The 24,309-nt window shown below is 40.8% G+C and carries 16 protein-coding genes; 10 read left to right on the top strand and 6 right to left on the bottom strand.

What is annotated here, in order from left to right; all coding sequences use genetic code 11:
- Positions 1–175 precede the first annotated feature (175 nt).
- Positions 176–2,188, top strand: a complete 2,013-nt coding sequence (locus DMO16_RS20100; RefSeq protein WP_129479730.1) for an LTA synthase family protein — start codon at positions 176–178, stop codon at positions 2,186–2,188.
- 40 nt (positions 2,189–2,228) lie between these two features.
- Here the strand turns inward: DMO16_RS20100 and DMO16_RS20105 are convergent, their stop codons facing one another.
- Both DMO16_RS20105 and DMO16_RS20110 read right to left on the bottom strand, forming a co-directional pair.
- Positions 2,229–3,260, bottom strand: a complete 1,032-nt coding sequence (locus DMO16_RS20105) for an acyltransferase family protein (RefSeq protein ID WP_164988973.1) — start codon at positions 3,258–3,260, stop codon at positions 2,229–2,231.
- 161 nt (positions 3,261–3,421) lie between these two features.
- Positions 3,422–4,300: an AraC family transcriptional regulator gene (locus tag DMO16_RS20110; RefSeq protein WP_129480444.1), complete on the bottom strand. Its 879-nt coding sequence runs from the start codon at positions 4,298–4,300 to the stop codon at positions 3,422–3,424.
- Positions 4,301–4,471: 171 nt separating this feature from the next.
- Here DMO16_RS20110 and DMO16_RS20115 point away from each other — a divergent pair, with 171 nt between their 5' ends.
- Together DMO16_RS20115 and DMO16_RS20120 are read left to right on the top strand one after the other, a co-directional pair.
- The gene (locus DMO16_RS20115; protein WP_129479734.1) at positions 4,472–5,314 is read left to right on the top strand and encodes an alpha/beta fold hydrolase; all 843 of its coding nucleotides are present in this window, start codon (positions 4,472–4,474) and stop codon (positions 5,312–5,314) included.
- A 7-nt stretch (positions 5,315–5,321) separates the two neighbouring features.
- On the top strand, positions 5,322–5,984 hold the full coding sequence (locus DMO16_RS20120) for a DUF975 family protein (protein ID WP_129479736.1): 663 nt from the start codon (positions 5,322–5,324) through the stop codon (positions 5,982–5,984).
- A gap of 58 nt (positions 5,985–6,042) precedes the next feature.
- On the opposite strand, the gene DMO16_RS20125 is transcribed toward DMO16_RS20120, so the two are convergent.
- The gene (locus tag DMO16_RS20125; protein ID WP_129479738.1) at positions 6,043–6,339 is read right to left on the bottom strand and encodes a hypothetical protein; all 297 of its coding nucleotides are present in this window, start codon (positions 6,337–6,339) and stop codon (positions 6,043–6,045) included.
- Between the two features lie 186 nt (positions 6,340–6,525).
- Here DMO16_RS20125 and DMO16_RS20130 point away from each other — a divergent pair, with 186 nt between their 5' ends.
- From DMO16_RS20130 to DMO16_RS20140, 3 genes are all read left to right on the top strand, one after another.
- The gene (locus DMO16_RS20130; RefSeq protein WP_129479740.1) at positions 6,526–8,151 is read left to right on the top strand and encodes a S8 family peptidase; all 1,626 of its coding nucleotides are present in this window, start codon (positions 6,526–6,528) and stop codon (positions 8,149–8,151) included.
- Between the two features lie 211 nt (positions 8,152–8,362).
- Positions 8,363–11,875 carry a S8 family serine peptidase gene (locus DMO16_RS20135; RefSeq protein WP_129479742.1) on the top strand — a complete coding sequence of 1,171 codons (3,513 nt, stop codon included), beginning with the start codon at positions 8,363–8,365 and terminating at the stop codon, positions 11,873–11,875.
- A 295-nt stretch (positions 11,876–12,170) separates the two neighbouring features.
- A complete protein-coding gene (locus tag DMO16_RS20140) occupies positions 12,171–13,619 on the top strand; it encodes a peptidoglycan-binding protein (protein ID WP_129479744.1) in 1,449 nt (482 codons plus the stop codon).
- A gap of 398 nt (positions 13,620–14,017) precedes the next feature.
- On the opposite strand, the gene wecB is transcribed toward DMO16_RS20140, so the two are convergent.
- The 3 genes from wecB to DMO16_RS20155 form a co-directional block, all read right to left on the bottom strand.
- Positions 14,018–15,163, bottom strand: a complete 1,146-nt coding sequence (gene wecB, locus DMO16_RS20145) for a non-hydrolyzing UDP-N-acetylglucosamine 2-epimerase (RefSeq protein WP_129479746.1) — start codon at positions 15,161–15,163, stop codon at positions 14,018–14,020.
- A 21-nt stretch (positions 15,164–15,184) separates the two neighbouring features.
- Complete coding sequence (locus DMO16_RS20150; protein ID WP_129479748.1) at positions 15,185–17,557, bottom strand: CDP-glycerol glycerophosphotransferase family protein; 2,373 nt, start codon at positions 17,555–17,557, stop codon at positions 15,185–15,187.
- Positions 17,558–17,825: 268 nt separating this feature from the next.
- Positions 17,826–18,908, bottom strand: coding sequence for an acyltransferase family protein (locus tag DMO16_RS20155; protein WP_129479751.1), 1,083 nt, complete (start codon positions 18,906–18,908; stop codon positions 17,826–17,828).
- Between the two features lie 406 nt (positions 18,909–19,314).
- Between DMO16_RS20155 and DMO16_RS20160 the strand changes: the two genes are divergently transcribed.
- From DMO16_RS20160 to DMO16_RS20175, 4 genes are read left to right on the top strand one after another with little or no spacing between them, the layout of a single operon-like run.
- On the top strand, positions 19,315–20,028 hold the full coding sequence (locus DMO16_RS20160; RefSeq protein ID WP_129479753.1) for an IspD/TarI family cytidylyltransferase: 714 nt from the start codon (positions 19,315–19,317) through the stop codon (positions 20,026–20,028).
- Entirely contained in the window at positions 20,025–21,050 is a 1,026-nt protein-coding gene (locus tag DMO16_RS20165; RefSeq protein ID WP_129479755.1) for a ribitol-5-phosphate dehydrogenase, read from the top strand. Before DMO16_RS20160 ends, DMO16_RS20165 begins: the two co-directional genes overlap by 4 nt.
- Before the next feature lie 47 nt (positions 21,051–21,097).
- Positions 21,098–22,261, top strand: a complete 1,164-nt coding sequence (locus DMO16_RS20170) for a CDP-glycerol glycerophosphotransferase family protein (protein ID WP_129479757.1) — start codon at positions 21,098–21,100, stop codon at positions 22,259–22,261.
- Between the two features lie 55 nt (positions 22,262–22,316).
- Positions 22,317–24,203, top strand: coding sequence for a CDP-glycerol glycerophosphotransferase family protein (locus DMO16_RS20175; RefSeq protein ID WP_241840612.1), 1,887 nt, complete (start codon positions 22,317–22,319; stop codon positions 24,201–24,203).
- The last annotated feature ends 106 nt before the right edge of the window (positions 24,204–24,309 follow it).

Here is a 24,309-nt window from a genome sequence, read left to right on the forward strand (position 1 = left end):
CCTATTTTAAGAAAAAATAAACAAAAATAAAATTAAATCTTCGCTTTTCATCATATTTTCACTTTTGCTATTTATAATAAAATAGACTAAAATTTACAGGTGCGATTATTCACAGCTGCAACAAACGATCTAAGAAGACCTACTGTTTATAGAGGTACTAGAAGAGGTGAAAGAATTGAAGGGTATTTTAAAAGCTGGCCAAAATGTTGTTCAAAAGCATATTGGTTTTTTCCTTTTAGCTGTTATTCTTTTTTGGCTAAAAACGTATACAGGCTATCTCGTTGAATTCAATCTTGGTATAGAAAATAAAATGCAGAAATTTTTGCTGCTGATCAATCCGATCAGTTCAGCCATTTTCTTTTTCGGATTAGCGCTGTTTGCAAAGGGCAGGAGAGCGTATATATGGACCATTGTACTTAATTTCTTCCTATCCTTTGTTTTGTATGCAAATATTGTGTATTACCGTTTCTTTAATGATTTTATTACGATGCCTACGCTTACCCAAACGAAAAACTTTGGGGACCTTGGCGGCAGCATCTGGGAACTGCTTAAGCCGTATGATCCGCTTTATTTTATTGACACGATCATTTTGGCTGTACTGCTGTTCGCAAAGTTTATCAAACCGGAACCTGTACGCATGGCCCGCCGCAAGGTTCAAGTGGTCCTGGTATCGGCGATTGCATTGCTAGTCATTAATATCGGACTTGCAGAAACAGATCGTCCTCAGCTGCTGACAAGAACGTTTGACCGCAACTACCTGGTTAAATATTTGGGAACATACAATTATGTCCTTTATGATGCAATCCAGAGCATGCGTATTTCAGCTCAGAAAGCATCTGCGGATTCCAGTGATATGGGAGACGTACTGAATTATAAAGATGCGAACTATGCTAAGCCAAATCCGAAATACTTTGCGAAAGCAAAAGGCATGAACGTGATTTATATCCATCTGGAGTCATTCCAGAATTTCCTGATCAACTATAAATTAAACGGCCAGGAAGTTACACCGTATTTAAATTCATTTACAAAAGATAAGAATACATTGTACTTTGATAACTTTTTCCACCAAACCGGACAAGGTAAAACATCAGATGCAGAATTTATGCTTGAAAACTCCATTTATGGACTTCCGCAAGGCTCTGTATTTACGACAAATGGAAATAACACATTCCAGGCTGCGCCTGCGATTTTAGGACAAAAAGGATATACATCTGCGGTATTCCACGGGAATTACAAAACATTCTGGAACCGGGACGAGACATATAAATCATTTGGCTATGATAAGTTTTTTGATGCCAGCCATTATGATATGAATGATGAAGATGTAGTCAACTATGGACTTAAGGATAAACCATTCTTTAATGAATCGATTCCATTGCTAAAAACATTGAAGCAGCCGTTTTATACCAAGTTCATTACATTGTCCAACCACTTCCCGTATCCAATCGATGAAAAAGAAGCATCCATTGGACCTGATAATACAGGAGACGGTTCTGTTGACCGCTACTTCCAGACCGCGCGTTATCTGGATGAGGGTGTAAAGAGCTTTATTGACCAGCTAAAAGCTTCCGGTCTTTATGATAACTCTGTGATTGTCATGTATGGTGACCATTATGGTATTTCTGAAAACCATAACGAAGCTATGGCGAAAGTATTAAACAAAGAAGAAATGACGCCATATGACAATGCCCAGCTGCAGCGTGTGCCGTTAATGATTCATGTCCCAGGCATGAAGGGCGGGGTGCAGCATCAATATGGCGGACAAATTGACCTTCTTCCAACATTGCTCCACCTTCTCGGAATCGATACAAAAGAGTATGTTCAGTTTGGTACCGACTTAATGTCCAAACAGCATCAGCAGGTTGTTCCTTTCCGTAACGGAAGCTTTGTGAGTCCGAAGGTTACGGCCATTAACGGCAAATACTTTGACAGTAAAACGGGAGAACCCGTGAAAAAAGATAAAGAAATTCAAAAAGAACAGGAATTTACTGAAAATGCGCTTTCGCTGTCTGACAAAGTGGTGTATGGTGACTTGCTTCGATTCTACACACCGCGTGACTTTAAGCCAGTAGATCGTTCGAAGTATGACTACAATAACCGTGACCAGAACAGCAGCAAAGCGAAATCAGAAGATCAGCCAAAGCAGGAAGATACATCTGCAGCGGAACAAAAACAAGAACAGCAATAACTGGAAAAAGCATTGCCTTTGTGGCAATGCTTTTTTTGTTTTATGCGGTTTTGGGAAGCGGTGCGGACACGACTTTTCTTTTTCGCCGGATATTGCCGACAAGATAGGCCCCTCCTGGAAGCAATGAAACCAGTTTAATAAGGCCCATGGAAAGAATAAGAGTAATGAAAAAGAGTGAAAATACCTGAAGATAGGTTTGTTCGAATAGTTGAGCCGTATAGGAAGCGAGGTACCGCTGCACTTGCCAATGAACCAGGTAAATGCCAAAGGAATAGTTGCTTATAAGATTAATGATTCGGCTTCCTGGCAAACGCTGTCCCCAGGCGAGAATAAACAGGCTGACAGCCACCGTTAACGGAAACAAGTCAAGGCGTTTGGAGCCTACTCCTGTATATCCCGCTTTGAAAAAAATATAAACAAGAGCCAGGCTTAACCCTACACCGGCAATAGTCAGGTACCGGTATTGTTGGAGCTTTACTGCCACTGTTTTATAATGCTTGCCAATGGCGTAGGCCACGGCAAAATAAGCAAACCAGGCGGTAAAAGGCACCTTTAAATACGACAGATTTTCTTTGATGCTACGATGTGATCCTTCCATGAATTGGAAGTGGAGGCTCATCACAATCAAACTGACAGGCAGCAGCCAGGAGACCGGAATCTTATACTTCGTCACCAAATAATGCAGGGCGTAAAACTGAAAAATAATGAGCACAAAATATCCTTCGTAATTTCCGAGAAGGTTTTTTTGAATCATCAATCCGATATCAACAGCTGGATTCAGGTGATAGCTCGCAAGGGCGTCGATCACTGCAAATGTTAGAAACGGAGCGAGTATCCATTTCAGCCGTTTTTTCCAGAAATTTTTTGGAAGCTCATCCGGGTACCGGTTCGCCAGAATAATCTCGGATAAGATGACAAAGGTAGGGGTGGCATAGCATAACGCCACACGAAGAACGCTGTATGCTCCTGACGCCGGATAACCTCCAACCGAGACCGCAGTTTGGGAGGTGCTGTGCAGGAAAACGATGCTCAGACAGGCGATGGTTCGTAAAAGGTTCCATTCTTTAATCACGGGTTTCTCCCCCTTTTCACTAAAACAGGTCATCATCACCATACCAATGAAGAGGATGAGGGAGCAACGGATTCTGCCAATCTTAACAATGCTTTAAAGAATGTTAATAAAACCTTTACAGAAAAGACGGCAGTCCGTTATGGACATGCCGTTTTTTCCTGTTATTTAATGGGAATGAGAATATCCATCTGCATGGAATCCGGGTTTGCGCTTCGTTCATCATACCATTCAATTTCCAGGCCTCCGGCATGTTCGTAGCCCGAAGACGGAAACCATTCTTTAAAGACAAACCGCCAGGTCGCCTGGATGCTGTTGGAAAACTCATCTTCCGGAACACTCGGGGTGGTGAACACCGCAAACTTGGTTTCGGGAATATGCTTTAGAACCAAACCGGAAGGAGCATTTTCTGCTGTCGTTACTTCTGAACAAATGAAGTAACTGAAGGTTCCGTTATCCGGGTTGAAATTTGTGCAAATGCCAAGCTCCACGGATGGGTGTCTTTTGTTGGGAATTGCTTTTCTCATTTGCGGATCCCTGAGATAATCCTGCCAGAATACAGGGATGTCTTTTAAGTTTCTCCCGTCCTCGCTGGTTGTTTTCAGCTCGTAGCCAAGTATGCTGAATGCTGGTTTTACCATGATTTTCGGCTGCATGAATGGTCCTCCTATTATGGGTTGGTTGGTAAGGGCTGCTTTTTGAGGCAGTGTGAAGGTATGTGGCCTCGCTCTGCGAAACTGTGTCGGTGTTACGCTGAACTGCTTTTTAAATGCCCGGTTGAAGGATTCATGCGAGGAAAACCCGCACGAAAATGCAATGTCTACAATTTTTTGCCGGGAATGAACAAGCAGTTCTACACCTTGGGCCAGTCTTCTTTTCCGGATGTATTCCATTACCGGGTGCCCAACAAGCATCAAAAAAACCCGATGGTAGTGAAAAGGCGAAAAGCATGCGATGTTTGCCAGGACTGGCAAGGTCAATGGTTTCTCCAAATGCTCTTCAATATAATCAATCGTGTCCTGTATACATTTGCCATAATCCATCATGACTGCCCCCTCATCTCTATCTTAAAAGATGCTAACGAACAATTCTTAACGTTTTTTGCTATTGTTTCGTTATTCGCGATTGAAAGATTAAACGCCTTTTCTTCCAGCTTAATGGTAATATAAGAGTGTTGAGTGAAAATGAACGTTAGAAAAGGCAGGCGAGGTTGTATGTTTTGTCACCTGGGAGATATTCAAGTTCATTATGAAAGATACGGTAAAGGGAAGCCGGTCGTTATGATTCACGGTTTTACTCCTGACTACCGTTTGATGGAAGGCTGCATGGAACCGGTATTTGCAGGCAGAGAAGGCTATGAACGGATTTATCTGGATTTGCCGGGAATGGGCCGTACAAAAGGCGTAGAATGGATCAAAGGGACCGATGGTATGCTTGATGCAGTGCTGCGCTTTATTGATGCCATACTTCCGGAACAGTCGTTTTTGCTTGCTGGAGAATCGTATGGTGGCTACCTCGCAAGGGGAATAGTGGCCAGAATCGGTGAAAGGGTGGATGGCCTGTTGACCATATGCTCACCCATTTATGCGGAGCACGAGCAAAGGATTCTGCCTGAGCATACGGCTTTGAAAAGAGATGACGAACTGATCGCATCTCTTTCAGAGGAAGAAGCGGTGGAGTTTACTTCTATCGCGGTTGTGCAGGATCAATATGCGTTAGAGCGGATGAGAAAGGAGATTACTCCTGGAATTAAGATGGCTGATTCTGCGTTTTTGGAAAAAATTCAGCAAAATTATGCTTTTTCTTTTCCCATTGATCTTACAGAGCCCTTCGTAAAGCCTGCACTATTCTTAACCGGGCGACAGGATGCAGTTGTAGGGTATAAAGATCATTGGGAGATTCTCGACCAATTTCCCAGAGCCTCGTTTGCCGTATTGGACAGAGCGGGGCACAACCTGCAGATTGAACAGCCCGCCGTGTTTAACGCACTCGTCGACGACTGGCTAAGCAGGGCAGATGAAGCAGTAAATGATAGTCATAGAAAAACAGAAAGGTGAATGATGCATGAGAATTAGAGAGATAAAAAAGGAAGCATGGATTGCGCTGAAAAATAAATGGGGGCTTGCGGTCCTGCTAACGATTCTTTTGGGGATTTTCACATTCATTATTCCAGACTTGTTCAGTGCGTATGCAAGTGGCGGATTGTCCAATTATTATTTAGGTGATACCTATGAAGGTGATATTACCTCCCTCATTGTGGGACTCATTCTTTATCCTGCGGTGATCGGCTATAACTGGGTGTTTCTCAGTCTCATCCGGAGAGAACCGCAAGGCGTTAAAAGCATGTTCCGTCCTTTTGCAGTCATCGGAACCTATTTAAAACTGATCGGAACGACAATTCTTATTTGGCTGTTTACCGCACTGTGGACCGTGCTTTTAATCGTGCCTGGCATCATTAAAGGGCTTGCCTATTCACAGACGTATTATGTGCTAAAGGACAATCCGGATCTGCCAATTTTACATGCGATTACGGAAAGCCGCCGGCTGATGGACGGCTATAAATGGAACTTCTTCCTTCTTCAGCTCAGCTTTATTGGCTGGATCATATTGGCGATCCTTACTTTGGGACTTGGATTCCTCTGGCTGACACCATACATGACGGCATCTTCTGCCGAGTTCTATAATGAAATCCGCCAGGCCAAAGCGGATGACGGATTGAATCAATAACATATAAAGGGCATTCTGCAATCTGCAGAATGCCTTTTTAAATGAATAAAATCCTTACTTATTCCTCCAATAATAAAAATTCTCCAGTTTCCAAATGGGATCCGTAATGTTCTGCTTCTTCATGGGAAACTCCGAGAAAAACCAGCCGTTCTTTTCCGGAAAGATTCTGTGAAAAAGAGGAGTTGTCTGATTGGTCCAAAAAATGCTGGATGATTTGTTCATTATCTTGTTTTTCTTCAATCGTTTCATAGGGGCCAACCACGATAAAGGTTCCGTTTTCGTGTTCGTCTTTAATATCATTTCGCTGCTCAACCGCTTCCTGCTCGGTTTTGTAAACACCAACTACCTTCAACATTTTTCTTTCCCCTCCCAGCTGTTATTTAAATAATGAAAATAACTTTCCAATCAATACCCGATTTGTGTCTATTTGTAACATAATGTCTCATAGATTACTTCCAATATTTTTTAAAAATTTCATTTTACTAGAAAAGAAAAGTGATATAATAATCCAATAAAACCAGACAGAAATGGGAGAAAAAGCATGAATACATTAAAACGTTCGCTTGTGGTTTTAACGGCAGGAATCATGGGTGCTGGCCTGTTTGGCACCTCTGTTTATGCAAAGGATAACGGACTTTCGCAACGGAATACATATTTTAGTACACAAACGATTAATCCGCCCAAAGCAGCTATCGATTTAGCCAGGATAAACAAGAGAGAACTGATTGTAAAAATAATAAAATCAGAAAAATTCAACCCTGCTTCCTATGGGCTGGTATCTGTCACCGAACCTGACATCTTAAAGGAAGAAGGTATACAGGTCTTTGCTGTCCCGGCTCAACGGGATTATGAAACCATACTTGCCAAGGTGCAGAAAGACACTGCTGTTGATTATGCAGAACCCAACTATCTTGCTCAAAAAACAGCCGTTTCAGGGGAACCTAACGATCGGCTGTACAGCCAGCAGTGGGCGCTGAAAAAGATTCACTGGACAAAAAATCTGGGCAACCCGACTGCCGGACAAAAACCGGTCATCGTGGCAGTTTTGGATACCGGAGTAGATGCGGATCATCCGGACCTAAAAGGCAAGGTATTAAAAGGCAAGGACTTTGTGAACCATTTTAAAACAGCTGACGATACAGTGGGGCATGGAACCGAAGTGTCCGGCATTATTGCAGCTGCGGTTGACAACAAGAGAGGCATCAGCGGCATCAATAACAATGTCATGATTCTCCCTGTCCGTGTGGGCGGCAAGGTCAGCTTCCCGAGCTCAAGCATTGTGGCAGGCCTTCATTACGCAATAGACCACGGTGCAAAAGTGATTAACATGAGCTTTGGAGGAGGAGAGCCAAGCCAGGCCCAGTACGATGCCATTCTGGAGGCTGTGAGCAAAGGGATTACGCTGGTTGCGGCTTCAGGGAACGAACATCCGGTGTATGGTGTCAATTATCCTGCGGCGTATCCACAGGTGATCAGCGTCGGTGCTACACGGTATAACGATGTGATTGCCCCATTTTCAAGCCGCGGACCGCAGCTTGATCTGACAGCACCAGGGATGGAAATAATGACAACAAAGAAGGACGGCAAGTATGGCAGCAAGGATGTGTCGGGGACCTCGTTTTCAGCACCTATGGTATCAGGTGTAGCTTCACTTTTATTAAGCAAGAATCCTTCTTTGAAGCCTCAGCAAATCGAGTATATGCTTGAGAAATCGGCGTTTACGCCAGACCGTTATAAAAATGCGGGTGGTCTTTCTGATCTGTATGGCTATGGACGAGTGGAGGCTGCGAACGCTTTGCAGGTTAAAATGCCGTCAACAGCAGGTGATGCGGCCGATAGGCCATCAAAGGCAAAGGTAGTCAGTCTTGGAAAATCTTATACCGATGGTTTTAATCTACCGTTCGACGGGGACATGTTCAAATTCAAGTTAGCTAAAGACCGAAATGTGAGAATTGAAGTATCTGCCGTTAAAGGAATGGATCCAGTCATTGCTGTAAACCGCATGGATAAGAACGGACGCCTTACCTATGAAAAAATCCAGGATAAGAATGGGATTGGCAAAGGAGAAGTGTGGTCTGCCAAGCTTAAATCAGGCACCAGCTATATAACGGTATACGAAGCAAACAATCATTGGTCCACAAAATCATATACTATGAAGCTTAAATAAGTGGATGACACACGAAGAGACTTTCCTTAAAAGGAGAGTCTTTTTTGTTTGTTTAAAAATAGTTTCGTATTTTTTGTAAAAAAAAGAGGTATTTACTAATTTTTGTCAAATAAAAAAGAATGCTTTTGAAAAGCGGGGTGGAAGGAAAAGAGAACCATTTGGAAGGACAGTGAAAAAGTAAGAATTTATACTGAATTTTGGAGGAGCACAGATGAAAAATTGGAAAAAACAAATGACTGCGGTAGGTTTGTCTGCCAGTTTGCTGGTGACAGGCTATTCTGCTGTGCACGCGGAAGTCAAAGCACCATCCGCGGGGAAAACATCAAGTGTACCGGCTGCACTTGAAAATGTTAAAAAAGCAAACAAAAAGGATAATCATAAGCCGCTGTTCAGTGATGATACACTGGTCATCAAGTACACCAAGCCACTGACGGCAAACGATCATAAAAAAGCCGGAGGAAGGGTAATCCGCTCATACAGCCAGTACAATATGACAGTTGTAAAAGTGATCAATAAAAATAAATTTGATCAAGCTATGCAAGCTTATCAAAAAATGGGGAAAGTCACCGGTGTTTCTCCAAGTGTGCTGTCCAAAACACTTTCCACCCCGGATCCCAAGGTAATTAAGCAATACAGCCTATCCCTTCTGCAAATTGAAAAGGCGCAAAAGCTTGCCGGCAAAAACGCGGTGAAAGTGGCTGTCATTGACCAGGGTGTAGACCGAAACCACCCCGAACTTAAAGGGCAGGTCGTCAAAAGCGTAAATGTGGATGACCCAATGAACCAGGCGCTGCCTGATTTTCATGGCACACATGTCAGTGGAATTATCGCAGCGAAAAAAGGAAATGGGATTGGCGGATATGGTGTCAATCCAAGCGCGAAAATTTTGTCCTACGACGTGTTTGACCGTGGGGGCGGAGCCTACGATTATTCAATTGCAGATGCCATCCTGCGCGCTGTGAAGGATGGAGCCAAAGTGATCAACATGAGCCTTGGCGGCTATGCGTCTTCTCCGCTGATTGAAGAAGCGGTAAAAACGGCAGTAAAGGCAAACGTAACAATCGTAGCGGCAGCCGGTAATGAGGAAACAGATGAACTTTCCTACCCTGCAGCATATGAAGGAGTTATCAGCGTCGGCTCCACGAATGCCAAAAACAAGCTTTCCTGGTACTCCAATTATGGTCCATCTGTGGACATTGTAGCGCCTGGGGAAAATGTCTATGCTCCTCTGTATGATTATGAAAAGAAATCAACCTTTGAAACCATGAGCGGAACCAGTATGGCAACTCCTGTAGTGGCGGGAACGGCTTCCCTCATTCTCTCAATATATCCAACATTGAAACCGGCACAGGTAGAGTATATTTTGGAACATACCACCAAGGATTTAGGTGCAAAAGGATTTGACTCAAAATATGCACACGGACTTGTTCAGCCATTGGCAGCAATGAAATTCAATGTAAAGAAAATACCTGCAAGTGTAAAACGGCCGCAAACCGAGCGTGAAGTACTTCAAGCTGCCTCATCCATATCTCCAAAAATCAACATGGAGTATGCAAAAGAAGGCAAGATCACCAAAGCTTCTGAAGAAAGATGGGTAAAGTTTGAAGTGCAGAAGGGTGAATATATTCAAACGTTCCTTACAGGATCCAAAAACTACGATCTGAAGTACAAAATCCATCTGTACGGCACAGACAGCAGGACGATGGTGGATGTTGACAAGCTGAAGAAAAACGGCACAGAAGGAAAGCTTTTTAAAGCGCCATTCAGCGGAACACTGGCCATCGGGGTAAGTGATGTGAATGGAAACTATGATGATTCCAAAGCAGCCACCTCTCGTTATTCTCTGAAAATCAAGCGGCTCCAAGACCTTCCGAAGGACAAGAATACGATGGAAAAACCATCTAACATGTCAAAGTTTCCGTATCGTGCCCACGGGACGTTTACCGGAGAAAATGAAGATGAGGATTTCTACACCTTTAAGGTAGACAAGCCGCAGGTTGTCAAAGTAAAAACAAGCGGTGTACCAGGTGTGAACAGCATGCTGAAGGTTTACGCCGAGGATCCTTATAGAGATGAGGATCCGGAAGAAGGAATGCTCAGTGATGAGGAATCTGAAGAGCAACAGATGGAGCCCATGTTCTATCAGAATGCCAATGGCTATGGAAAAGGAGAGACGATTGTATTTGAAGCGGTACCTGGCGTGAATTACATGGTGAGCACAACCAACCAGGCAGAGATTATGGATGGTATGTTTGACTTTTTCATGGATGAATCCATGCTGGAAGCAGATGCTCCTGAACCTTCTGCTATTCCATACACTATTGCAGTAGAGAACAAGGAAATTGGCCCGGATGAGGACGGTCTGCCATATACCGATGAAGATGAATCACCTGAAGGAGAACTGGCAGCCAAGAAAATTAACGTGAAAGAATATGCGTCACTCAAACAGAAAGAACGTAAAAAATCGCACGCGCAAAGCGTTGTAGTGATTATGGATGACGAAGAAGACGAGGATATGATCGAGGTCCAGGATATCATGGACAATGCGCTGCCATACTCCCTTGGAACGAAAAAAACAGGTGGTCTTCAGCAGCAAATTGACGAAGACTGGTTTGCATTCACGCCAAAGCAGGACAGCATCTATAGTTTCACCTTAGGAACTGGGGAAAAGTATAGCTTTGAGGTGTATCAACTGATCAAGGAAAAGGATGAAAATGGTGATTCAACTCTTGAACTTGGATATGTGGCCGAAAATATGAACTGGTGGACCGGTGAGTTGAAGGACCATGTAATTGCTGACTTTAAGAAAGGGAAAAAATATTTTATCCGTGTCAGCAACGATTACACAACAGATTCTATGCTGTATGATCCATATCAATTCAGCTCCAAGCTTCTGGTAGCCAATCCAAATGATAAGAATGAGCCGAATGATGATCTCAACCATGTCAAAGATCTTAAAAACAACAAAGCGACTGGAATGTTCTCGGCGACTGGAGATATCGATGCTTTCTACTTCAAGGCAAAAGAGACAGGAATCTCCAACGTGTCCCTGACGAAGGGAACAGCAACAAAAGCGTTGAAAGCGAAGTACCCAAGTGAGCTGCTGCAGGATTATTATGGGTTGGTTTTATTGGTCGATGATAAAAACGGCAACCGCAAACTGGATGATTTCGAAGCAGATACTGCCCGCGAGGTATATAAAGGGATTTATGGCTCGGAAACAAGAGGATCGTTCCAAACGAGAAAGGGCAAGGGATATTTCTTGATCGGAATGGGCTTTTTCGATAACACACCGGAGCTTTCCTTCATTCCGTATACCCTGCAAGTGCAATCGGCAATGAAGAAGGATGAAGATGCCCAATCAGTCATCAAAGGAAACAAACCGTCCAAACCGCTGTCACTGAAAAAAATAAACAGCAAATCCTATAGTGGAACTGGTTATTTCAATGTGGTCAGTCAAAGTGGGGGAGATGCCGACTGGTACAAATGGACGCTCAGCAAAAAATCAAACGTGAAGCTGACACTCGATACCTCACTGGACATTGATGGTGTGATTACGGTTTACAAGAATGGCAAGCAAGTGGCAAAAAGCGACTATTACGGCAGCGGAGACGCTGAAGTCCTTTATGCCACACTGGGCAAAGGAACATACCACATTAAAGTTAAAGACCTTAATGGCAATGCCTCTGTTCATGCTTATAAGCTGAAAGCGGAAATCCGCTAATCGTTAGCACTGAAAATTAGTAAAGGCCGGGTACCCAAAAGGTATCCGGCCTTTGCTTTTTTATGTTCTCTGGATTAAAAAAGAAAAGTGACTAAAGATACAAATGATTATGCCGATACATAAAAAGCGAGGACTCCAGTCCCGTTTTTATTCATGATAGAGGAATTTAGCTGAGGAACCCCCAACTTTCTTCCTAAATATACAAAAAATTTAAAATTTACTTGTGTTCGGACGTTTAATTCCGATATATTTAGAAGTATATGGCACTTATGGTCGAATAAGGAGGAATATACATTTGAAAAAGGGTAACGCAAATGCGGTCAAAACTCTGGTCATTTCCTCGGCATGCGCGGGGGCTATTCTTTTGCTTCCATCAAAAGGTGAGGCGGCATTAGGAGATCAAGTGTTGAAAAACGGAATGAAGAATCCTGATGTCAAAGAACTGCAGCGGGAACTTATGAAGCAAGGTTATTTAAAGTCCAAGTACATTACCGGTTACTATGGACCACTTACCACCAATGCTGTCAAAGAGTTTCAACGAAAACATCAACTTGTGATTGATGGTGTGACAGGGAAGATGACGGTAAAGGCAATCACTAAAAAAACAGCAGCTCCGGCTCCCAAAAAGGCGGCAGGCTATACCACCCTGAAACAAGGCTCACAGGGGTATGAGGTAGACCGGCTGCAAAAACGTCTGAGGGAAATTAAGTTTTTTACCTACTCCAAAATCACTGGCTATTACGGAAGAATTACGGCAGAAGCAGTCAAGTCGTATCAGCGGTCAAACCACCTTTCCGTAACGGGGATCGCAGATGATAAAACGCAAAAAGCCATTTTTTCATCCGCTTCGCCTGCACCTGTTAAAACGCCGGCACCAGCCGTACCTGACGGGCTGCAAAAGAATGACAGAGGTCAAAAGGTTTATGAACTTCAGTCCAGTTTAAAGGCGCTGGGATATTACAGGTACAACCTGGACAGCATTTATGGCAGAATTACAGAAGCAGGGGTAAAATCATTTCAGCGCACCTACAAGCTCCCGGTTACAGGAGTTGCGGACAGCAGAACAATGGAAAAACTTAAGGAGGTAGCCGGAAAAAAGAATGAAAAGCCTGGCGGCACCACACCAGTTGTACAGGGTTTAAAACTTCATTCCACCGGCCAGGAGGTTTATCAGCTTCAATCCAACTTAAAGGTACTTGGCTTTTATACATATAAAGTGGATTCGATCTTCGGAAAGATCACAGAAGCCAGCGTGAAGTCATTCCAAAAGGCAAATGCACTTTCCGCGACCGGAATCGCAGACAGCAAGACCATCGAAAAAATCAAGGCAGAAGTGAAACAGAAGGGGATTGAACCAGCTAAACCGCAAACACCTGCAAAAGCGTTTAATGTAATCAACCTTGTGGGAGACGCAGCAGAGCTTGTCGGGACACCCTATACTTGGGGCGGCAATACGGTTTCCGAAGGTTTTGATTGCAGCGGATTTTTGGTGTATCTATTCAAAAAGCAAAATATCCAGCTTCCGCGGACCGTCGCTTCCATATGGAATGTGGGGAAAGTCGTAAGCAGCCCAAAAGTAGGGGATATTGTCTTTTTTGAAACGTACAAAAAAGGCCCTTCCCATGCAGGGATTTATATTGGCAACAACCGCTTCGTACACAGCGGATCATCCGGTGTGACCGTAAGTGATTTAGGGCTATCGTACTGGAGCAGCCGTTATCTCGGATCTAAGCAGCTCTATTAGAAAATGAGAACAGGCAAACAAAAAGAACGTCCATCCCGAAGGATGGACGTTCTTTTTTGGGGTTAGGGGTTAGGTGGTGGCTTATATTAAGAAAATACCCGCCTCTTCATGAAGCTAAACATGAAATTGTAAATATTTTTTCTGATTCTTGTAGCAGGATTGACGGGAAGATAAAATAAAGGTAGCATGATACACTAATGAATCAAGGTATAGACTGCCGTGAATGAGCGAGGTAATACATGATGCCTTGTAATCCAGAGCGTTATAACAGGCAGCAAGGTTTTCTGCCAACGGATATATTAATGAAATATTGGTTTGTCTATAAAAATGTAAAAAGGGCGTTCTCCGATCGTTTGGAAAACACCCTTTAAAAATAGCTTTAATGTCTTTTAAGTTTATTAAGCTTTAAATGCTACAGGACGATCGGCTATTCGTTTGAAGTGGTATAAAATAGCTTCTACAATCCTTTTTGAAGCATTTCCATCTCCATATGGATTCGATGCATGTGACATTGTTTGGTAAGCATTTTGATTTGTTAATAATTCTTTAGCCATGTGATAAATGGTTTCTTCATCAGTACCAGCAAGTTTTAATGTACCTGCTTGAATTCCTTCTGGGCGTTCTGTTGTATCCCTTAAAACAAGAACAGGAACCCCAAGTGAAGGAGCTTCTTCTTGAACTCCACCGCTATCCGTTAAGATCATGTATGATAGCGAAGCGAAATTATGAAAATCAACTACTCCGAGGGGCTCTATTAGGTGAATCCTGGAGTCTTCACCTAATACTTCATCAGCTACTTCTCTAACTGCAGGATTTAAATGTACAGGATATACCACTTGTACATCTTCAAACTCATTGACCAGCCTTTTTATCGCACGGAAAATGTTTCGCATGGGATCCCCCAGATTTTCACGGCGGTGTGCAGTTAGAAGAACCATGCGGTCAGAACCTATTTTCTCAAGTACCGGATGACTATAATTTGATTGAACTGTTGTTTTCAGTGCATCAATAGCCGTATTACCCGTAACAAATATCGATTCTAAAGCCTTACCTTCATTAGTTAGGTTTTCTGCCGATTTATCTGTTGGGCTAAAATGAAGATCCGATAGAACCCCTGTTAATTGTCTATTCATTTCTTCAGGGTATGGAGAATACTTATTCCAGGTTCGAAGTCCCGCCTCAACGTGGCCGATTGCGATTTGGTTATAAAAAGCCGCTAGACTTGCAACAAATGTTGTCGTTGTATCCCCATGGACTAATACAATATCAGGCTTAACTTCCTTCATTGTCCGGTCCAATCCATCTAACGCCCGGGTAGTAACATCAATTAAGGTTTGCCTGTCCTTCATAATATTCAAATCATAATCAGGAGTAATACCGAAGATGTCCATAACCTGATCAAGCATTTCTCTGTGCTGAGCTGTTACTGTTACGACCGATTCAATACTTGCCTCATATTTTTCAAGTTCCAAAACCAAGGGAGCCATTTTAATGGCCTCCGGGCGAGTTCCAAATATAGTCATTACCTTTATTTTTTCTGTCATACTTCCAACCTCCTGTGAAACTTATATAATCTTTTCTTTAACCAAGAATTCAACGATTCGATCTGTGTTCTTATTATCATTAAACATATTGATTTTACGATATTTTTCTACATGCTCCTCTTCTAAAATATAATTTTTTTCTATTGCCTTTATAACAGTGTCCATTAACTCATGGATACTATAAGTAACTGGACCTGGAGCGTTCATGTCGTTTACAGGAGGGATAGCTTTATATTGATTTATCAGATACTCCTTTTCCTCCCAATAAAATATTGGGTAGGCTCCCCTATAAATGGCATCATAAATAGCAGAAGAATAATCCGTAATAAATACAATAGATTTTTTAAGTGCTGCAGAAGGATTATCCGATATGTTCTCTTTATATTCAGGCATGTTATCGTAAATATGTTGAGAAAACTTATTATGTGGCACAATTAACAGTCTTTCTAATAATCCTGCAATTTTGAAAGCCTTGATAACTTTCATAATGGTTTTATAATAAGAGGTATCTTCAATATTATTATTATATATTAAGCTTTCTTCCCAAAAACGATATGTAGGCATGAAAGCAATCTTATCTGCCCCTTGCTCCAGTTTCGCATAGTCCAAGGTAGCCAATCCAGTAAGAATCAAGTCCTTTTCTTCATAATTCATCTTGTAGAATTCACCTGCTTCAAGGGGTGAGCTAATTACAGATTTATAAATATTATAAGGGTTTTTATCTTTATGGAAACCATATGCCATTGGGTTATCAACAGGTTTAGCAAACATAATACCGTGTTGCAGAAAGATAAACGGGACAGACATTAATTTTTTTCTGACACTATCAATGTAAAGCCTGTCATTTAACAGGTGATTTGGCAGTTCACTAGATATAAAATAATCTGCCATATAAATCGCAAGGAAATGCCGAAAACTATATTTTTTTATAATATTAAAACCATACTTTTCTTTCATTCCCTTGAAGTCACGGGAATGCTCACTTAGAACAAAATAATTTTTCGATGTAGATGGTTTTTTTTCCATAACTTTTTCAAACACTCTAAATGAAGATTCATCTGCCTTACTACTTTTCTTTTCAAAATATAAATTAACATGGTTCTTTTTATTTATAACCCATTTAGTAAGAAGTTGTGATGTCCAAATTTTAAACCTGCTGATCAGTGAATATTCCTGAGCATATGGAATGATTGTGGAGGTAATATTTCCATTTAAATTTGTCCTGATGACATTTAAATTATCTTTTTGCCTCCGTATGCAATACGTTTTCACTTTTTTGTCAAAATACTTAAACTTTAAATTATGAATCACTCTTTCCTCATTGCCAACAAACAAATTATTATGAATACGATTTTCTACTGACAAACTTGATATAGGAATCTTGAAATATCCAAGCTGCTTCAATAACTTTATTTTTTTGAACGGTCTTTTGAACTTTGCGATGTTATAATTTGAATCCTTTACATATAAATAGTCATATTTATGTTCTGAATTATACGCCGTATGTGCAAACCTTCCAATAAAATAGAAGTGCTTTTTCGAGGAGAAAGGAATAAGATGGGCCTTATGCCTAGTAACACGATAAGGATTACTTTTTACGAGAAAAATTCCGTTTCGTTGTAAGTAAATAAAAAATCTTCTTCTATTGATAACAATTAAAGATAAAATATTACCTTCCTTAAAATCTTCAAAATTTGAATTGTTAAAGATTTTTAATGGCTTTTTTATACTTAGCTTATCAAATCTGATATTTTTTACTGTGCCACTTAATTTATTTTCAACACTTAACATATTTCTTGTGAAAAGAGATACCGATAAGTTATGGTTACAAAAGTGAACATTAAAAATCAACTTAGAAATATTTACTTCTTTAAGAAATTGATCATAGGTAATAATAAGATTATAACTATCATAAGACACCATTGAGACGATTTTAAATCGTCTATAGTCTTTAAAAGTCTCTAAATGAACGGGTAAATTATATTCTTCTATGCTCATTGTTAAAAAATTATCAATTTGATGGAAAACCTGATTATTTTTATCCCGTATTTCCAATCTCGTTAAGCCCTGTTTTTTTACAAATAAATCTTCATGATAATTATGTATTGTGAATTTAAAAATATCTTCTAGATTTGAATCTGCATTTTCCTTCATTTCCTTTAAAATAAAAATGCTGTTATTTTTAGCATAGATATATACAATATAAAGCTCATCCATGGCATGCTTAAATAACAAGTGATCCTTTATCTCGTAATCAAATAAAAACATCGGTGAACTTTCATCTAAATCTAATAATTCAATTTTAAAAAATTGGTTTATACTTTCCACATGAATATGTATGAGTACTTCGCTCGACTCAATAACCTCAAACAGATTACTATATGATACGTACATTCTGCACCTCTTTTAAACTAATAAGCTCATCCTTACATATTATATTGCTTTTGAAAATATTTGTAAATTTTATATTTCAAGTAAATTATTCTGGGCTTAAAAATAGATGCAAGGCTCGATCTTTTTCTCACTTGGTCACCGGTATATTCAATGAACCCAAGGAGTTTCCTGTAACAAAATACAAGGGAACGTTTTTTTGTCACTAGGACAAAAAAAGCTGACACTATACTCGATTGACGAGCTTTTAGTGTCAGCTATATTTTTATGATTAAGAAACAAATTCTTTATTTTTTAACGATGACGGCTGCGGCTTCTGTTCATTTCTTAACAGCCAATCCATTTTCGGCTCAACCAGTGGTTTAAATAGACCAATAATGAATTTTCTGGTGATGAGCCAACAAGTGAAGAGGGCAAATAGAGCAGCGACCGCAATCAGCGCTATAGGATGTTCAGCGACTTGATCAGGAAGCAAGCCTCGATACACCCGAACAATGGATGAATGAATCAAGTAAATAAAAATCGAATAGATCCCTAATTTATTGAACAGAACAAGCTGCTTATCTTGAGAAGTTAAAAGCATAATGGCGATGGATAGAACGGTAACCCCGCCGTAAATGGCAATCTGAATGAGAGCGCCTTTCACAAATGACCATTCAAAATGGCTGTATGAATCCCTCATGAACGTAATGGCAGTATCCCAATTATGGTTGGTGAAAATGACCATAAATCCAAGAAAGCCGATAAGGACAGCGGCTGAAACCCATTTTCCTGGCATCTTCCACGTTTTGGAGTGTGCAGCCAAAGCTTTTAAGACATTTTTTTCAGCCAATAAATAGCCGATCAAGAAATATGGATAGAAATTAACAAGTTTTCTCAACGAAAACCAAGTGGTCACATCATTTACGTAACTGACCCAAATTGCAAGTGCGATAGCTGTAATCAGTGGAAATCGTAATTTGGTCACATAAGGAGTAATCATGCCCCAGACGATAATTCCCAACAAAAACCACATGGTCCAGTAAGGCTGAAGCAAATCGAGGACCCTGCTGTCCGAGTGAAGAGTAATCATCTCCTGGTCATTAATTAATTTTGAGAGCACCCCGTTGATCAACTGCCAGATTAAAAAGACGGCAAAAAGCTGGACGGTTCGCTTAAATTTGTTCGGCCGGTAGAAATAGCCGCTAATGATGATAAATAAAGGCATATGAAATGTATAAATAGCATTGTACAAGTACAAAGGAAGGGTATTTCCATCCCAGTCCCTGTATATTTCGATTGAATGTCCGAATACGACCATGAATATCAACAGACCTTTTATGTTATCAAACCATGGTATGCGTTTGCTGGCCATAATTTCCCCCTTCCCCTGTTTACCAAAACGCGAGCATTATACGATTATTTATTCTAACGAAAGCCGATAAGATGCGTCAACTGCGTGCATGAATTTACCAGCCACACTGTTAGTAACCTTTTTCTGTGCAGTTGAAACCTTTATCTCCACATTTTTCGTCAAAAAGATCCATTTGTTGTCGAGGTATTATGACCTATTACAAATTTTTGACAATAATTGTCTATTGATTGTCAAGAACATAGGTTGGTGTTATATTTTAATTTAGACATTTAGACATTTTGACATCAATCAACAAGATGTGATAAATAACGTCAAAAAATATACTGGATTTCGAATATGTAAGTAAGGGTACTTTAAATAGAGAAAGAAATCAGAGGGTGCATTACTGAAAAAGGAGCTGACATTTGTGATCTATGCAGAAATTCTTGCGGGCGGAAAAGGAACCCGTATGGGGAATATCAACATGCCCAAGCAATTTTTAACATTGAACAATAAACCGATCATTATTCATACCATTGAGAAGTTTATTCTAAATGACCGGTTTGATAAAATTTTGGTGGTTTCACCTAAAGAGTGGATAATTCATACAAAAGACATCATCAAAAAATATATAGCTGGTGATGACCGCATTGTTGTGGTTGAAGGCGGAAAGGACCGAAATGATTCCATTATGAGCGGAATTAACTATATTGAGAAAACATTCGGCCTTAATGATGATGATGTGATCGTTACACATGATTCGGTTCGTCCGTTTCTGACTCACCGGATTATTGAAGAAAACATTGATTCCGCTTTGGAATACAGAGCTGTTGATACAGTAATTGAAGCGATTGATACCATTATTGAATCCACAGACGGAGAAATCATCTCCAATATTCCTGTCCGAAGCTCAATGTATCAAGGACAAACACCGCAAAGCTTTAATATTAAAATGCTTGTGGACCATTATCATTCCCTAAGTGATGAACAAAAAAACATCCTGACTGATGCCTGCAAAATTTGCGCGCTCAAAGGGGAGAATGTGAAGTTGGTTAAGGGCGAAGTGTTCAACATCAAAGTAACTACACCGTATGATCTTAAAGTCGCAAATGCCATTATCCAGGAGAGCATCGGCCGATGATTAATCAAGTATATCGGTTAGTTTCTCCCCGCCAATTTGAAGTGACATACAATGATGAGTCTCTTCAGACGGATTATGTGGTCGTTCGCCCTACACACTTATCCATTTGCGCAGCGGATCAGCGGTATTACACAGGCACCCGCGGAAAACAGACCATGGCCAAAAAATTACCGATGGCTTTGATTCACGAAGGGATCGGCAAGGTCGTGTATGATGCAAAAGGGGAATTCAAAACAGGAACTCCGGTTGTTATGGTTCCCAATATACCGACTGAAGAAGATGACATTATTGCAGAGAACTATTTAAGATCCAGTAAGTTTCGTTCCAGCGGTTATGACGGTTTTATGCAGGACTATGTTTTTCTTAAAAGAGACAGGCTGGTGCAGCTTCCGGAAGACATGAGCCCTCATGTGGCTGCTTTTATCGAGTTGATTACCATTACCATGCACGCGATCGTACGTTTTGAACAGAAGGCACACAGCAGAAGGGAAACGTTTGGCGTATGGGGAGACGGCAACCTTGGATTTATTTCGGCTCTCATTCTCAAAAAGCGTTACCCGAACAGCAAGGTCTATCTGTTTGGAAAAACCAAATATAAGATGGAACACTTTTCCTTTATTGATGAAGCGTATAATATTGACGAAATTCCTGATGATGTCCGTATTGACCATGCATTTGAATGTGCAGGCGGCAAAGGGAGCCAGGACGCGATTAATCAAATCATTGACTACATCCATCCGGAAGGTTCCATTGCGATCCTCGGAGTTTCCGAATATCCTGTAGAAATCAATACCCGTATGATCCTGGAAAAAGGGTTGACGGTTATTGGAAGCAGCCGAAGCGGCAAAGCCGACTTTGTCAACACCGTTGAATTTATGAAAGAGATTCCGGAAGTCGTGGAGTACCTCGAATTGCTGGTTGGTTCCGTTCACGAAGTACGTACGATTCAGGATATCATCGATGCGTTTGAGAAGGATTTGACAACATCTTGGGGAAAAACAATTATGGAGTGGAAAATCTAATTGAATATCTTTCCCTGCCATAAAAAAATGAAAGGGGAGGATGGAAAATGTCATTCTTGAAATTGCTGCCCACCATAGCAGTCAAGCAATTTATCCGTGTGATCTTCTTCCTCTGTTCCATCCTCTTTCCATTAAAAATGAACAAGGTTACCTTTGCGTCTTATCGATCCGATAAGCTTACGGGTAATCTTGCTTACGTTTATAAAGAGATTCAACGAACCAGGAAGCAGCAATATGATACTTTTTTCTTATTAAAGAAGTTCGATTTCTCATTTGCAGGAAAACTGGATTACGTGTTGCACATGATTAAGGCCAGCTATCATCTGGCGACTTCCAAATATTTTTTTATTGATGACTATTACTTTCCGGTTTATTGCATCAAGCCAAGAAAAGGATCGGAAATCATACAGTTATGGCATGCGGCCGGTGCGTTTAAAAAGTTTGGTTACAGTACGATTGACAACTCGTTTGGCCCGAGCCGAAAGTATTTGGAGCATGTGAAGATCCATTCGAACTATTCAAAGGTGGCCGTCAGTTCATCAGAGGTTATTCCATATTATGCGGAAGCGTTTGATATGGAAGAAGAGAAAATCAAGCCATGGGGCGTGCCGAGAACGGATTACTTCTTCATGAAAGATAAGCATGCGAAGGTGAAGAACCGTTTTTATGAAAAATACCCGCAGCTGAAGAACAAGAAATTGCTCCTTTATGCGCCGACCTTTCGGGGAAAGAGCCATTACCAGGATCAATTTGAATGCCCGATCCATTTTGGAGCAATGCAAAAGGTACTGGGAGACGAGTATGCCCTGCTTGTGCATTTGCATCCGTATATTAAAACCCCGGTGACGATTGAGCCTTCTGTCGAGCAATTTGTATTTGAAATCAAACAGGACTTTACCATCAATGAATTAATGATTATTTCAGATCTCCTGATTACAGATTATTCGTCCGTTATCTTTGAATACAGCCTGCTGGGGCGTCCTATCGCATTTTTTGCAACGGATTTGGAAGAATATAAATCTGAACGAAACTTTTATTATGATTACCAGTCTTTTATCCCGGGTCCGTTCTTTAATCAAACTGTGACGCTGGGGAATTGGGTCAAGCAAGGTGAGTATGACTATCAGAAAATCAACGCATTCAGAGACCGATTCTTTGACTATGCGGATGGCAGAGCAGCTGAACGCTTAGTAAATGAGATTATGAAATAAAAGCATTCATTCAATTTGATACAGCAGAAATGAGGAATAGATTGGAGTTCAGTAAATGATTACGAGGGTTAAAAGAAAACTGAGAAAGATGCTGGGCAGGAATAATAACCAGCAGCCGCAACTTCCTGACCAGGATTTAATAATTAATGACAAGCACGTTATCATAAAAAAAGACCAGTTGCAGCCAACCCTTCCGCTCATAAAGGAAATGGCGGGTGTCAGAGATAATTTAGTGCCCAGACGGAAGATTACCCATCTATCCTTTACGGGCCCGGTAATGAAAATCAAAGGTTATTATTACCTGGACGATATTCCTATTCAAGAAGATGATTATGTAAAAAAAAGATTGATTCTGGTCAATAAGAAGAACCTGCCGGACATCCATATTCCATTGCAGGATATAAAAATTGACGGATTGCACATGAATGAAACGATCGGTGAGGATTATAAATGGGCTGGCTTTCAGGGGGAAATTAATTTTTCCCGCATTGAGCTGGGGAACAAGCCGCTGATTGATTCCGAATATACGTTTTATATCGAAATCGAAATGAATGTCCCTGGACAAGATTTGGTAAGGAAAAGGTTTCCGCTTGGAAATATCGAGTCCTTTTTACCGAATGGTTTTTATTCTGCAAAAATGGAGTACTTCTCTGCAAGAAGGCACTTGAAATACAACCTTTTGGCCACGTATGACCGGGAAGTAAAAACACTGAAATTGGTTTCGTCCAAATTGAAGGATTTTGATCCGGCAGAGCTTGATATGGATGAAGCGATCAGAAGAACGCCATTTTACCGATTCTTTTATTCCAAAGTGTTCAAGCAAATTTATAACTTTTGCTGCCTCTTCCCGATCAAGGAGAAAAAGGTGTTGTTTGCCTCTGACAGCCGTGAAGATATGAGCGGGAATTTTCAGTTTGTGTATGAAGAAATGCTGAAGCGAGATCTCGATTTTGATTATCATTTCATGCTGAAAAAAGGTGTAGGGGTCAAGAAGAGCTACACTGAACTGATCAGGCTTGCGTTTGATATGGCAACATCCAAATTTATTGTCCTGGATGATTTTTATCCGCTCGTCTATCCGCTGAAAATCAGGGATAAGGCTGAGCTTGTTCAGCTCTGGCATGCGGTTGGGGCATTTAAGACGTTTGGATTCAGCCGTTTGGGAAGACCTGGTGGACCGTCTCCGAAGTCATTAAACCACCGAAATTACACAAAAGCCATCGTCAGCTCCCATAATATTGGTAAGTATTATGCTGAAGGCTTCGGTATTTCAGATGAGTATGTTGTACCTACCGGAATACCGAGAACTGATGTTTTCTTTGATGAAGCTTACCAAAAAGAAGTGAAAGATCGATTATACGAGGAATTTCCATTCTTAAGGGACAAAAAGGTCATTACCTTTGCGCCTACCTTCAGGGGCAACGGTCAGCAATCTGCACATTATAATATGGAAATGCTAAATCTTGACAAGATTTATGAAGAACTGAAAGACGAGTATGTCTTCTTATTCAAAGTTCACCCTTTTGTTAAAAATGATTTTAGCATTCCTTATCAATACAGCGAATTTTTCTATGACTTCTCGTCTTACCGGGAAATCAATGATCTGCTATTTGTAACGGATATTCTGATTACGGATTATTCTTCCGTTTGCTTTGAGTACGCGCTGTTAAACAAACCGATGATTTTCTTTGCGTATGATGTAGAGGAATACATTCAAAAAAGGGATTTCTATTTTGATTACCATTCTTTCATCCCTGGCCCGCTTGTCAAAACAACAGACCAGCTGGTTTCTACCATCAAAAGGGAAGATTTTAAAATGGAAAAGGTACAGCCGTTTGTAAACTACTTCTTTGATGATATTGACGGGAAGGCGAGTGAACGGGTGGTTGACCGTATTTTCCTCGGAATAGGGGAAGAGAACGAAGAAGAACTTCAATCATAAATTTTAAGGATGAATGAGAATCCCTCTCTTTCATCCTTTTTTTACATTTAGGATTGATTGAAGAGCCGAACGGGAAATGGACAAGAAATATCCGTACAGAAAGGTC

The organism is Fictibacillus sp. S7 (assembly GCF_004127935.1).
Taxonomy (GTDB): Bacteria; Bacillota; Bacilli; order Bacillales; family Fictibacillaceae; genus Fictibacillus_C; species Fictibacillus_C enclensis.